Annotated in this window: 9 protein-coding genes; all 9 read left to right on the top strand. The window is 40.5% G+C overall.

The window, feature by feature from the left end; genetic code table 11:
* Positions 1-5 precede the first annotated feature (5 nt).
* Entirely contained in the window at positions 6-1,502 is a 1,497-nt protein-coding gene (locus tag BUA88_RS03605; RefSeq protein ID WP_072912850.1) for a glutamate synthase subunit beta, read from the top strand.
* Between the two features lie 139 nt (positions 1,503-1,641).
* Complete coding sequence (gene asnB / locus BUA88_RS03600; RefSeq protein WP_072912847.1) at positions 1,642-3,228, top strand: asparagine synthase B; 1,587 nt, start codon at positions 1,642-1,644, stop codon at positions 3,226-3,228.
* Positions 3,229-3,244: 16 nt separating this feature from the next.
* A complete protein-coding gene (locus BUA88_RS03595) occupies positions 3,245-5,338 on the top strand; it encodes a glutamine synthetase III family protein (RefSeq protein ID WP_072912844.1) in 2,094 nt (697 codons plus the stop codon).
* Positions 5,339-5,515: 177 nt separating this feature from the next.
* A complete protein-coding gene (locus BUA88_RS03590; protein WP_072912841.1) occupies positions 5,516-7,261 on the top strand; it encodes an ammonium transporter in 1,746 nt (581 codons plus the stop codon).
* A gap of 143 nt (positions 7,262-7,404) precedes the next feature.
* Positions 7,405-8,652 carry a glutamine synthetase family protein gene (locus tag BUA88_RS03585; protein WP_072912838.1) on the top strand — a complete coding sequence of 416 codons (1,248 nt, stop codon included), beginning with the start codon at positions 7,405-7,407 and terminating at the stop codon, positions 8,650-8,652.
* A 13-nt stretch (positions 8,653-8,665) separates the two neighbouring features.
* On the top strand, positions 8,666-9,229 hold the full coding sequence (locus BUA88_RS03580) for an ANTAR domain-containing response regulator (RefSeq protein WP_072912836.1): 564 nt from the start codon (positions 8,666-8,668) through the stop codon (positions 9,227-9,229).
* Between the two features lie 146 nt (positions 9,230-9,375).
* On the top strand, positions 9,376-10,002 hold the full coding sequence (locus tag BUA88_RS03575; RefSeq protein WP_072912834.1) for a hypothetical protein: 627 nt from the start codon (positions 9,376-9,378) through the stop codon (positions 10,000-10,002).
* A 69-nt stretch (positions 10,003-10,071) separates the two neighbouring features.
* Positions 10,072-14,328: a S8 family serine peptidase gene (locus tag BUA88_RS03570; RefSeq protein ID WP_072912830.1), complete on the top strand. Its 4,257-nt coding sequence runs from the start codon at positions 10,072-10,074 to the stop codon at positions 14,326-14,328.
* Positions 14,318-15,121: a hypothetical protein gene (locus tag BUA88_RS03565; protein WP_083572374.1), complete on the top strand. Its 804-nt coding sequence runs from the start codon at positions 14,318-14,320 to the stop codon at positions 15,119-15,121. Before BUA88_RS03570 ends, BUA88_RS03565 begins: the two co-directional genes overlap by 11 nt.
* Positions 15,122-15,123 lie beyond the last annotated feature (2 nt).

The raw sequence follows: 15,123 nt of genomic DNA, 5'->3' as shown, positions 1-15,123 counted from the left end.
TTATCATGGGAAAGCCAACAGGATTTTTAGAATATGAGCGCAAAGAGGCTTCTGCAGTTAGTCCTCTTTGCCGTATAAAGAATTTTAATGAATTTCATACACCACTTTCAAAGGAGGAGCAGCAGAAGCAGGCTGCCCGTTGCATGGAGTGTGGTGTTCCATTTTGCCAGGCAGGTATGACAATTAAGGGGATGACTTCAGGCTGTCCTCTTAACAACCTGATTCCTGAGTGGAATGATTTAGTATATCAGGGAAATTATGAGATGGCTTACAGACGTCTTCACAAGACAAGCAATTTCCCAGAATTTACCTGCAGAGTATGTCCTGCTCTTTGTGAGAAGGCATGCACCTGTGGCCTTAATGGTGATGCTGTCTCTACAAAGGAAAATGAGATGGCTATCATTGAATACGCATATGCGAATGGTCTTGCGGATGCAAAGCCACCAAAGGTACGCACTGGAAAGCGCGTTGCTGTAATTGGCTCAGGCCCTGCAGGTCTTGCGGTGGCAGATCAGCTTAACAGACGTGGCCACAGTGTCACTGTATATGAGAGAAATGATAAAGTGGGCGGCTTGCTCCGCTACGGTATTCCAAACATGAAGCTTGAAAAGCAGATTATTGACCGTAAGGTAAAGATAATGGAGCAGGAAGGCGTAAGCTTTATCGTAAATGCGAATGTAGGTGATAACGTTAAGGCAAATGATGTGGTATCAAAATATGATGCTGTAATTCTTTGCTGTGGTTCATCTAATCCTAGAGATATAGCGGCTACAGGCCGTAAGGAGGCTAAGGGTATACATTTTGCTGTAGATTTCCTTACCTCGACTACAAAGTGCCTCTGGGCTAATAATATGCAGCTTGTTGATGGTGAATATATTTCTGCCAAAGGTAAAGATGTAATTATCATAGGTGGTGGTGATACAGGAAATGACTGTGTAGGTACAGCTATTCGTCACGGTTGTAAATCTGTTATTCAGCTGGAGATGATGCCAAAGGCTCCAGATGTTCGTGCTGAGTCCAATCCATGGCCACAGTGGCCACTTGTGTGCAAGACTGATTACGGTCAGCAGGAGGCTATTGTAAAGTTTGGTCATGACCCACGTGTTTACACCACAACTGTCAAAGAATTTAAGACCGACAAAAATGGCAACCTTAAGTCTGCAGTCTTAGTATCTTTAGAGTCACAGGTGGACAAGAAGACAGGCCGAAAGATGATGGTACCAGTTGATGGCACAGAAAAGGAAGTACCATGTCAGCTTTGCCTTATCGCAGCAGGATTCCTTGGTTCACAGGATTATGTTACAAAGGCATTCAAGGTAGATGTGGATGGACGTACTAACGTTGCATCCGTAAATGCGAATTCTTTCGCCACAAATGTGAAGAAAGTATTCACAGCTGGAGATATGCATACAGGCCAGTCTCTGGTTGTAAAGGCCATTCGTCAGGGCCGTGATTGTGCCCGTGAAGTAGATGAATATCTGATGGGATATTCAAATTTATAAAAAAAGTTGTTGACAACGAATTAACAAAGTTTTATTATTCAAATCAATAAAAATCAATGGAACGACAAAGGCGTCGTGAGAAACACTTAATGTGTTTCTCACGGCGCCTTTTTTGTTTCATACTGGGAAGGTGATTTATATGTGTTCAATTATGGCTTTAAGCAAATGCCACGTCGACATGAAAGATTTTGAAGCGGCATTCTCTAAAACAGTGTCTAGAGGACCAGATATGCAAAAGGTGATACGCATAAACGATTCGGTCCTGGGATTCCAAAGATTATCAATTATGGGCCTTACGGAGGCAGGAATGCAGCCCTTTGAACTGGATGGCAATTATGTAATCTGCAACGGTGAGCTATACGGATTCAAGCCAGTGAGAGAAGAGCTGAGAGCAGATGGTTACAAGTTCTTAAGTGACAGCGATTGTGAAATCATCTTACCAATGTATCGTAAATACGGTACAGAGATGTTTGAAAAGCTGGATGCAGAATTTGCAATGGTCATCTACGACAAAGAGGAAGACGATTTGGTAGCAGCAAGAGATCCAATCGGAATCAGACCTTTGTTCTATGGATACGATAAAGCTGGTTCAATTATGTTTGCTTCTGAGGCAAAGAACTTAATAGGTCTTACAGATGAGGTTAAGCCGTTTCCACCGGGACATTACTACAAGGGTGGTCAGTTCATTTGCTACAGAGATTTGGCAGAGCGCAAGCCTTACAGTAAGGACGGAGTAGAGGACGCGTCAGCAAAGATTAAAGAACTTCTTGTAGCAGGCATTGAAAAGAGACTTGATGCAGATGCACCAGTTGGTTTCCTTCTTTCAGGAGGACTTGATTCTTCACTGGTATGTGCCGTTGCACAGAAGATGATGGACAAGCCAATCAAAACATTCGCAATTGGAATGAATGAAGATGCCATCGATCTTAAATATGCAAAAGAAGTTGCTGATTACATTGGAAGTGAGCATCACGAAATTATCATCAACAAGGACATCGTTCTTGAATCCTTAGAAGAAGTTGTTGCTGCTCTTGGAACATACGACATCACAACAATAAGAGCCAGCATGGGAATGTACCTGATTTGCAAGGGTATAAAGAAAGAATTCCCAGAGGTGAGAGTACTTCTCACCGGTGAGATTTCAGATGAGATTTTCGGATATAAATATACAGATTTTGCTCCTAATGCTGAAGAGTTTCAGCTTGAAGCAGAGAAGAGACTGAGAGAGCTTTATATGTACGATGTACTAAGAGCTGACAGATGTATCTCAGTTCATTCAATGGAAGCAAGAGTTCCATTTGGAGATTTAGCCTTTGTGGATTATGTTATGAGCATTAATCCTGAAATAAAAATGAATAAGTATAACAAAGGAAAATATTTATTAAGGCATGCATTCGAGGGAGACGATTACCTGCCTTACGACATTCTCTTCAGAGAGAAGGCGGCATTTTCCGACGCAGTTGGACATTCAATGGTTTATTACTTAAAGGAGTATGCAAATAGTATTTATTCAGATGAAGACCTCGAGAATGCAAAACGTAAATACGAATACAGAACACCATTCACAAAGGAATCTCTCCTTTATAGAGATTTATTTGAAAAGTATTATCCAGGTCAGGCAGAAATGATTGTAGACTTCTGGATGCCAAATAAAAATTGGGAAGGATGCAACGTAAACGACCCATCGGCAAGAGTATTATCAAATTATGGAGCTAGTGGAATTTAAAAGGAGGAATAATGATATGAGCAAGGTAACAGAAATTTTTGGTTCTAAAGTCTTTAACGACGAAACTATGAAGGAAAGACTTCCAAAGGACGCATATAAAGCGCTCCGAAACACAGTAGAGGAGGGACGTCCACTTGATAGAGAGCTTGCAAATGTAATTGCACATGCTATGAAGGAATGGGCTATTGAGCTTGGTGCTACACACTTCACACATTGGTTCCAGCCAATGACAGGTGTTACAGCAGAAAAGCATGATTCATTTATTCAGCCAGAAGAAGGTGGAAAGGTTATTATGACTTTCTCAGGTAAGGAGCTTATTAAGGGCGAGCCTGATGCATCTTCATTCCCATCAGGCGGACTTAGAGCTACATTCGAGGCTAGAGGTTATACAGCATGGGATCCAACATCTTATGTATTTATTAAAGATGATACACTTTGCATCCCTACAGCATTTTGCTCTTACTCAGGTGAAGCACTTGATAAGAAGACACCACTTCTTCGTTCAATGGAAGCACTTGATAAGTCAGCAGTTAGAGTACTTAAGCTTTTCGGACATGATGAAGTAAAGAGAGTTATTACAACAGTCGGTCCAGAGCAGGAATATTTCCTTATTGATTCTGAGATGTATAACAAGCGTCCAGATTTAATTTACACAGGCCGTACACTTTTCGGAGCAAAGCCTCCAAAGGGACAGGAACTTGAGGACCACTATTTTGGAACAATCAAGCCTAGAGTATCGGCTTTCATGAAAGAGTTAGACGAGGAGTTGTGGAAGCTGGGAGTTCTCGCAAAGACAAAGCACAACGAGGTTGCTCCAGCACAGCACGAACTTGCACCAGTTTTCTCAACCACTAATATAGCAACCGATCATAACCAACTCACCATGGAGATGATGAAGGTAGTGGCAGGCAGACACGGCATGACATGCCTGCTCCATGAGAAGCCTTTCGCTGGTGTCAATGGTTCAGGTAAGCACAACAACTGGTCTATTTCAACAGATACCGGAGTGAACCTGTTAGAGCCAGGCGCTACTCCTTCCCAAAATGCCCAGTTCTTATTATTCCTCACAGCCGTGATCAAAGCTGTTGATGAATATCAGGAGTTACTCCGAGTATCTGTTGCTTCTGCTGGAAATGATCACAGACTTGGTGCAAACGAGGCACCACCAGCAATCATCTCAATGTTCATTGGTGATGAGCTTGAGGCAATTGTTGAGTCTATCATTGATGGTAAGGATTATGCAGATGTAAAGAAGAAAAAGATGTCAATTGGTGCTGCAGTTATCCCAAGTATTTCACAGGATACTACAGATAGAAACAGAACATCACCATTTGCATTTACAGGTAATAAGTTTGAGTTTAGATCACTTGGTTCATCAGCATCTATCTCTGGACCAAACGTAATCTTAAATACAATCGTTGCAGAGGAGCTTGATAAGTTTGCAGAGGAGCTTGAGAAAGCAAAGAGCTTTGATAAGGCACTTGATAAACTTATTAAGAGAGAGCTTACAGCTCATAAGAGAATCATCTTCAACGGAAATGGTTACTCAGAAGAGTGGGTAAAGGAAGCTAAGAAGCGTGGTCTTAAGAATCTTAAGTCTACAGTAGATGCCCTTCCAGCATTTGTTGATAAGAAATCGATTGATGTATTTACTAAGCACGGTGTATTTACAGAGCAGGAAATCTTAAGTCGTTACGATATTCAGCTTGAGAATTACTATAAGGTAATCGATATTGAAGCTCTCACATTTGATTCAATGGTTAAGAGGGATATCATGGCAGCTGCATCAGATTATCAGTACACACTTGCTGAAACACTTAATGCTAAAGCGGCAACAGGACTTAAGGTTGATTCATCAGTTGAGAAGAAGCATCTTGAGAAAGCAGCTAAGCTTACAACAGAGATGGATAAGAGACTTGAGAAGCTTGAGAAGGATATCGAAGGTGCAAAGAAGCTTTCTGATACATACGAGCTTGCTAAGTTCCACCATGATGTAATCTTTGCAGACATGAATGAGCTTAGAGAGGTTGTAGATGAGCTTGAGACAGTAGTACCAAGCGATATCTGGCCATATCCAACTTATGGAGAGATTTTATATTCAGTTAAGTAACACCTCATCAGTCAGCTAAAGCTGACAGCTTGTCTCACCTCCCGGCTCGGTCGTTGCTGAACAGGCTCCACTGGAGCCTAGCAACCCTCAAGGGGAAGCCATATTAGGCACAAAGGCGTGCGACATTCGATAGAATGTTGCGCGCTTTTTTAAATAAAGATTTAGGAGGAAAGTATTATGGAAGAGTATACTAGCATTTTATTTGGTGTGTGGTTCCTGATAGGTGCCGCATTGGTTTTCTGGATGCAGGCAGGTTTTGCGATGGTCGAGGCCGGTTTTACCAGAGCAAAAAACACAGGAAATATCATTATGAAAAACTTAATGGATTTCTGTATCGGTACTGTAATGTTTGTTTTCTTAGGTTTCGGTCTCATGTTTGGTGAAGACACACTCTTTGGTCTTGTTGGAAAACCAACACTTGGAATCTTTACAAACTATGCAAACTTTGACTGGAGCAATTTCGTGTTTAACTTAGTATTCTGTGCTACAACAGCTACAATTGTTTCAGGTGCTATGGCAGAGCGTACAAAGTTTGTTAGCTATTGCGTTTATTCAGGTGTCATTTCACTTGTAATATATCCAATTGAGGCTCACTGGATTTGGGGCGGCGGCTGGTTATCACAGCTTGGCTTCCATGATTTCGCTGGCTCAGCTGCAATTCACATGGTTGGTGGTATCTGCGCTCTTATCGGTGCAAAAATTCTTGGACCTCGTATTGGTAAATTTAGTCATGATAAGAATGGTAAAATTACAAAGGTAAACGCTTTTCCAGGTCACAACATTGCACTCGGAGCTCTTGGCGTATTTATTCTTTGGCTTGGCTGGTATGGATTTAATGGTGCTGCAGCTACATCTTTAGAGCAGCTTGCATCAATCTTTGTTACAACAACCATTGCTCCTGCAGTTGCAACTGTAACAACAATGGTATTTACATGGCTTAAGTTTGGTAAGCCAGATGTTTCAATGTCACTTAACGCTTCACTTGCTGGTCTTGTAGCTATCACAGCTCCTTGTGATGTTACAGATGCATTTGGTGCTATGGTAATTGGTATTGTTTCAGGTTTCCTTGTAGTATTTGGCGTATGGCTTCTTGATTACAAGCTTCATGTTGATGATCCAGTTGGAGCTGTAGCAGTTCATATGATGAACGGTATTTGGGGTACAATTGCAGTTGGTCTTTTTGCAACAACTTCAGCTCCAGCAAGTGAGCTTACAGGTCTTTTCTATGGTGGTGGTTTTAAATTATTAGGAATACAGTTACTTGGTATAATTGCAGTAGGCACATGGGCAGCAGTAACAATTGCAATTACATTCTCAGTAATTAAAGCAGTTATTGGTCTTCGTGCTTCAGCAGAAGAGGAAATCGTTGGTCTTGATAGAACAGAGCATGGTCTTCCAAGTGCATATTCAGGCTTCAACATGCTTGATGATGACTTTGATTCTGATGAATATGATGAGGAGACAGCAAGTCTTATTTCAGAGACACTTGAGGCAGCAGGTCTTGCATCTCCTGAGGAGGCTATTGAGGTTGAGTACGCACCTTCACAGATTACAGCAGCAGGTCGCCCTCGTATGACAAAGGTAGAAATCCTTTGCAAGGAGCGTAACCTTGAGAAGCTTAAGAATGCTCTCCTTAAGCTTGGTATTACAGGTATGACAGTATCTCACGTAATGGGTTGTGGTGTTCAGAAGGGTGCTCCTGAATACTACAGAGGTGTAGCTTTAGAGCCATCTCTTCTTCCTAAGATTCGTGTAGACGTAGTAGTTTGCAAGGTGCCTGTTAAGGATGTTATCGAGACTGCTAAGAAGGTTCTTTACACAGGACATATTGGTGATGGAAAGATCTTCGTATATGACGTAGAGCAGGTTGTTAAGATTCGTACAGGCGAAGAGGATTTTGCAGCTTTACAGGATGTAGAATAAATTTAAATTTAGTTTAATAAAACACTTTACAAAAGGATACGCCTGTTGTACTCTAGATGAGTACAAAGGCGTATTTTTTGAGCAATAGAAGGCTTAAAAAGTGCGCCCTTTTTTTACATAAAAGGATTTATTTAGGAGGGAATATGTCACAGTTTACAGTTGAAGATGTAATTGAGTTTATTGAAGAAAACGACGTTAAGTTTATTCGTCTCGCATTTTGCGATTTATATGGTATTCAGAAGAATATTTCCATAATGCCTGGAGAGCTTCGTTCAGCTTTTGAAAAGGGAATTAATTTTGATTCCTTCCTTATAAATGGATATGAAAAAATCGAGAATCAGGATTTATTCTTAAAGCCAGATCCTGACACACTTCATATATTACCTTGGCGTCCACAGTCAGGACGAGTAGTTAGATTATATTGCGATATTGTTTTAGCAGATGGCACACCATTTGCATACGATTATCGTCATTTCCTTAAAGATACTTTAAAAGAGTGTGAGAATGAAGGATTTAACACAAGAATGGGTTTAAAATCTGAGTTCTATCTATTTAAGACTGATGAGGAGGACAATTCAACAAATATTCCATTTGATAATGGTAGTTATTTTGATGTTGCTCCTAATGACAAGGGTGAAAATATTCGAAGAGAAATCTGTCTTACACTTGAGGAGATAGGTATCAAGCCACAGTCATCTCATCACGAGAGAGGACCTGGACAGAATGAAATTGACTTTATGCCAGATGATGTTCTTACTACAGCAGACAATTTTGTTACATATAAGAATGTAGTTGAAAATATTGCAGCAAGAAATGGTGTGTTTGCTTCCTTTGATCCAATGCCACTTGAGGACAAGCCAGGAAATGGTCTTCATATAAAGATGGCCAATTATAAGAAGGGAGAGAATCTCCAGATTACAGATAAGGAATTTTCAGAGAGCTTTATAGCAGGAATTCTCAACAGAATGAGAGACATCACTCTCTTCCTTAACTGTAGAAAAGATTCGTATAACCGTTTTGGAATTACTGAGGCACCAAAGTATATTACATGGTCTTCCCAGAACAATTCCAGACTTTTAAGAGTGCCTGAGATTAATGGTCACAGTGAGCATTTCATCTTACGTTCACCTGATTCATGTATTAATCCATATCTTGCAAGTGCTATTGTTATTCAGGCTGGCTTGGCAGGTGTTAGAAATAAAGAACAATTGCCACCACCTCTTGATATTAATTCAAGATTATTAACGGAGGATAGAACAGCAAATTTGGCAACACTGCCTCTTACCATTGAGGATGCTATTGAATGTGCTTCGAATAGTGAATTTATTAATAATTCCAATTTCAAAGATATTGCTACTCATTACATTGAGACAATTAAGAGCAGAGTTTAAGGAGTATTAATAAATGGATAGGGCACTAATTGTGTGCGATAACGAAAAGGGTACTTCTTTTTACAAATCCTTCCTAAAGGAAAATGGTTACATGGACATGGTTGATGTTACAAGTGGACCAATGGCCAAGCGTGCCATACTGGACTATGATTTTGATATTTGTATCATTAATGGTCCGATAGGAGGGGCTAGTGGAGAAGAGCTTTCGAAAGATATCGCTGAGAAAAATATATGCCAGGTAATACTGTTTGTTAAGGCAGAGCGCTTAGAGGAAATCTCTGCTCAGGTGGAGGACTATGGTGTTATCACTGTGGGGAAGCCTATCAATAAGCAGCTCTTCTGGCAGGCATTGAAGCTTGCTAAGGTGGCCCAAAGACGTATTAACATGGCACAAAAAGAGAATGAAAAGCTTGAGAGGAAGCTTGCTGATATGAAGGTTATTTCCAGAGCTAAAATACTGCTTATGGTTGAAAATAACATCTCTGAGGAGGAGGCTCATAAGCTGATTGAAAAACAGGCTATGGACAGAAGAATGACCAGAATAGAAATCGCCAGAGAGATTGTTGGAGGGCGATAATAGCTATAATAAATTCCTAATACGAAGTATAGAAAATTTCTATTAGGAATTTATTTTAAACTTCTTGACTTTAGCACTTGAAAGTGTTATCAATTTAAATTGACACTGTTAATTAAACATAGTTTTATTTTTTGAGTAACGAAGATATGGCAAATGTTGATTTTACTGAGGTTACATCAGACTCATTCATAGAAAAAAGCATAGATCAGCAAGATAGAGATTCTACTATCAATAAAGACGATTTAGGACTTTCTGAGGATACAATCACCGAAGATAGTGTTCATGCATATATCGTATTTACGAATGAGATTTCTATTAATCAGGGTATTGCTATTATTGAAGAAAAGGTCTGTAAGGGCCAGACTCTTCAGGTTAACAGAAAAGACGATACAAGTAATGCCATAGTTGCAGTTGTTTCTAACTCAGAAGCTAAAACGATTGAGCAGTTATCAGAGGTTTCATTAGTGAAGATTGATAAAGGTGCTCAGATTACCAACACAGAAGGGAAAAAAGACGAGACAGAAGAGACGACAAATTTAGATGAGACACAAGAAAATATAGAAAAAGAGCATACAAAAGATTCATCAAATACTGAATCACAGGCTAATGAATCAGTAGAAGATGATGTTATTACTTCAGAGACAACAGCTGAAGTTCAGGAGAATAATTTAGATACGAGTATTAGGCCAGGGGTAAATTTACCAATTGCAATAGCTGTGCTTTTGGGAATAGTTGTCCTAATTGGAATTTTTATAAATAAATCTAATAGATAGAAATACGTATCTGACTATATCTGGTTAGGTACGTTTTTTTATAAATAATATAAAGGGAGGACTCATTATATGAGAAGGAACTGGATACCAAAAAAGGTATTGTCTGTAATCCTGGCAGCAGCAATGACAATGTCGCCAGCACTTACAGCACTTGCTAGTCCAGTTGACGAGTCAGCAGAGGTAACCGTCGAAGCAGAAGTTTCTGACGAAGCTGCCGCTACAGCTTCTGAAGAGACAGATGAGGCCGAAGATGTTGAAGCATCAGAGGAAGAGACTGCAGAGGTTGAAGAGACATCAGATGCTGAGGAGCCACTGTTTGAGGAAGTAGATCCTCAAGAAGAAGGTCTTGTTGATCCTAAGGAAGTTATCACAGGGGAGGAAGTTGAAACACCTGTAGAAGCTCAGGATCCAGAAGAGCAGACCAGAGTTATTATTGTTATGGAGGGCGACAGTGTCCTCGACAAGGGGTTTGATACAGCAGATTTAGCAGAGAATAAGGCTGCTATGAAGGCTGCTGATAAAATCGAAGCTCAGCAGGAGAAAGCAGTAGAGAAGATCGAGAGAGAAGCTCTTGACGGAGAAGCTCTTGATGTTAACTACAATTTCTCTATTTTAGCAAATGCTATTTCAGCAGATGTAGCATTTAAGGATATTGAAGAGATTGAGAAGGTTGATGGTGTAGCTAAGGTTTATGTAGCAGCACAGCACGACCCACAGGTAGAGGCAGAGCCTAACACAATCACTTCAGGCGATATGGTAGGCAGCTATAACACATGGACAGCTGGCTACACAGGAGCAGGAACAAGAATCGCTGTAATTGATACAGGTATTGATATCGATCATCCATCATTTGATGGCGGTGCATTCGATGCTCACCTTAAGGAGACAGCAGAGGCTGCAAGCAAGACTGTAGCTGATTATGATCTTCTTGATAAGGAAGAAATCGCAAATGTTCTTCCAAATCTTAATGCATTTAAGAGAGATGCTGATGTAACAGCAGAAACTCTTTACAACAACGAGAAGGTTGCTTTTGCATTTAACTATGTAGATAGCAACCTTGATATCACTCACGACAATGATGATGAGGGAGACCACGGTACACATGTAGCTGGTATTTCTCTTGCAAACACTTATGTACCAAGTGCTGCATCAGCAACAGGTTATGATAAGCAGGCTGCAGGCGTTGTTGGTATCGCTCCAGATGCACAGCTTATTGTAATGAAGGTTTTTGGTACAAACGGTGGTGCTTACACAGATGATTACATGGCAGCTATTGAGGATGCAATCCTTCTTAAAGCTGATGCTGTAAACCTTTCACTTGGTTCTTCAGCTGCTGGTGAGTCTTCTGATGTAGAAGGTTATATCAACGATATTTTCAAGAAGCTTGAAGGAACAAGTACAGTAGTTTCTATCTCAGCTGGTAACTCGGGTCGCTGGTCAGATAGCTCTATGTACGGTGTAAACTTAAGCAAGGATGTAAACCTTGATACAGTTGGTTCACCAGGTTCATACTTCAATGCTCTTACAGTAGCTAGTGCTGTTAACTCAGGTTTAACATCTTTCTATTTTGCTACTACAGATGATAAGCATGTATTCTTCTCTGATGGTTCAGATTCACTTGCACCACATTTCTACGAGCTTGATACAACAGCTGATCAGAGTGGTGTTGAGTATCCATTCGTATACTTTGATGGTATCGGCGAAGCTTCTGATTATGAAGGTGTAGATGTTAAGGATAAGGTAGTACTTGTATCTCGTGGTTCTATCACATTTGCTCAGAAGCACATGAACGCAGCAGCAGCTGGTGCTAAGGCTTGTGTAATTTACAATAACCAGCCAGGTACAATCAGCATGACAATGCAGGGCTCTGATGCAACTATTCCAGTATGTTCTATCACACAGGCTGATGGACAGGCTGTAGCTGCAACAGGTAAGCAGGTCGCTGAGGGCGTTTACGAAGGAACAATCAATGTAACATCACTTCCTGAGACAGTAAGAGATGTAGCTGATGGTTACACAATGAGTGATTTCTCATCAGTTGGTGTTCCAGGCACACTTGATCTTAAGCCAGAAATCACAGCACCTGGTGGAAATATCTTCTCTACAAGAGATGATGGTACTTATGGCCTTATGAGTGGTACATCAATGGCTGCTCCTTCAATCGCAGGCCAGAGTGCTCTTGTTCAGCAGTATATTCGCGAGAATGATCTTGCAGAATTAAATGGTGTATCTGTACGTACACTTGCTCAGTCACTTCTTATGAGTACAGCAACACCATTATATGAAGGAAATGATAGAGAGAACGGTCTTGAGTACTCACCTCGTGCACAGGGTGCAGGTCTTGCAAATGTTCAGGATGCAGTTTCATCACCTTCATATATCCTTGTTGGTGACAAGGAAGGTAACGATGGTAAGGTTAAGGCTGTTCTTGGCGATGATCCAGCAAAGACAGGTTCTTACTCATTCGATTTCGATATTTACAACATGGATGTTGATCCACAGTACTATGTACTTGATTCAACAGTATTAACTGAGGAGCTTTATGATGAGGAGGGTACAACATACTTCTCTGGCACATCACATAAGCTTAACCCAGCAGTAACACTTACAGCTGATGATACAAAGCTTGTATATGACCTTAACGATGATGGTAAGGTAAATGCTAAGGATCGTAAGGTTCTTCTTCAGGTAGTAAACGCAAACAAGACAGTAGCTATCGTTGAGAATAACGAAGAGTACTTCGATTTCAACAAGGATGGCGTTGTTAATACAAAGGATGTTTACACATTCTCTAAGGCACTTAAGGGTAACGCAGATGTAAATCTCGGCCTTGAGGTTGTTGAGGTTAAGGATAGCACAAAGATTTCTGTTAACATCAACCTTTCAGATGATGACAGACAGTATCTTGCAGGATTTGAAAACGGTATGTATGTAGATGGTTACATCTATGTAAATGGTACAGTAAACATGTCAGTTCCATTCCTTGCATTCTATGGAAACTGGGCTGATTCTCCAATGTATGAAGATTTTGATTTCATGCAGTACTGGCATGATAAGGAGTATGCAGCTAATGCTGTAACATACTCAGGTGTTAAGAGAACAAACTTCCTTTCAATCTTCCCACTTGGAATAGCTAACGAGAACTACTATGTTCCTAACTATTTCACAGAGGATGCTAAGTATATCCCAGATAGAAATGCAATCAGCTCTGAGAATGGTACATACCTTGGTTCTCAGTACTACACATTAATCAGAAATGCTAGTAGATTAGTTCTTACTATTAAGGATAGGGCTACTGGCGAGAAGTACTTCGAGAATGTTACAAATGAGAACTACGCTGAGTTCTACTATGCAAGCAGAGGTCAGTGGATGGAGACACTTGCAGCACAGGAACTCAACTGGGCTGGTACAGATGCTAATGGAAATCCACTTCCAGATGGAACACAGGTTGACATTACTCTTCAGGCTATCCCTGCTTACTATGATGACGTAGAGGATGTTACAACACTTACATCACCAGGAATGTATCTTACAACTCCTATGACAATTGATAATACAGCTCCAGCTGTTGTAGATGCAGTTAAGGGTGAAGATGGTAAGTATGACATCACATTATACGATAATCGATATGCTGCTTCAGTTCTTGTAATTGGTAGCGATAAGGAGACAATTATCGGTAAGTATGCAGTAAATCAGGAGACACCAGATCAGGATGTTACAATCTCTATCGATGCTCCAGAGGATGTATTCTATGTAGATGTTATCGACTATGCTATGAATGAATCAGTATATCGTTTCAACAATACTGGTCACGCTGATACAAAGTATGTTACAGAACTTTCTGTTGATAAGGATGAGGTTGAGCTTAAGGTAGATGAGAAGGCTCAGGTTACAGCTACTGTTGGACCAAAGTGGTTAGCAGAAGGTTATGAGCGCCTCGTTTGGATTAGCGATAACAGCCGTATCGCATCTGTAACACAGAATGGTGTAATCACTGGTAAGAAGGCTGGTGAAACAACTATCACTGTTTACACAGTTGCTACAGATAAGAAGGGAAAGCATCTCACAGCAGAGGTTAAGGTAAAGGTTGTAGAGCCTGAAGAGGACGAAGAAAAGCCTGAGGACGATAAGTCTAAGGATACAGAGACTTCTGATGATGAGAAGACAGCTGATGTTAAGACAGACGATGTAAAGGCAGAAGATACAGAAGATAAAGATGATTCTGAGGAGCCAGAGTCAAAGGTTTCCGAGGAAGAAAAGTCAGAGGAATCTGATGAGGATTCTGAAGTAGTAGAGGACCAGTTAGGAGGAGAGAATGATGAATAAGAATTTAAAAAGAGCAGTCGTTCTCGGTATGGCAGCAATTACATTACTTACTGGAATACCTGCTACACCAGTTTTAGCTGCTGAGAAGACACCTGTTCATACTTCAGTTCAGTCTACAGGTAAGGGCGACAGCCAGAAGGTTACTGTAAAGGTAACATTAGATAAGACAACAGTTACTGATGGTAGAGTTGCTGTTGAATACGATCCAAGCGTTCTTGAGCTCAAGAGTGATTCAGAGGGTATCAAGTTTGCGGATGCGGACGTAAACAAGTCATTTGAAGATGGCGCATCAAAGGGAGTTGCCTATGCATTCGTTGGAGAAGCTCCAAAGACAGTAAATGGCACTCTTATGACTGTACAGTTTGCAGTTAAGAAGGGACTTAAGTCTCAGAAGACAACTATCGGCACAAAGGTATTTGGAATCAATAACGAAGAGGCAGCAGTTGTTGAAGAGACATTACTTCAGGATGAGGTTGAGGTTGGAAGACCTAAGCTTGTTAAGCCATCTATCAATAGCATAAGCCAGACACTTATCGGTGCTTATGTTCATTGGTCAAAGGATCCTAATGCTGACGGATATGTTGTATATCGCAGCACATCAAAGAATGGCAAGTACACTAAGATTGCTACAATTAGCGGTTTTAATGGATATTGGGATGTTATGGTAGCTAACAATAAGACATACTACTATAAGGTAGTTTCATTCCAGGGAAGTGGAAACAGTCGTGTATACTCAGAAGAGTCAGCACCTGTTTCAATAAAGATTAAAAAATTCTTTGGATTCTTTGGATAATA

It is taken from the genome of Pseudobutyrivibrio xylanivorans DSM 14809 (genome assembly GCF_900141825.1).
Lineage (GTDB): Bacteria > Bacillota > Clostridia > Lachnospirales > Lachnospiraceae > Pseudobutyrivibrio > Pseudobutyrivibrio xylanivorans.
Note: the sequence above shows the minus strand (reverse complement) of the source record. Positions and strands in the feature narration are given on the sequence as shown.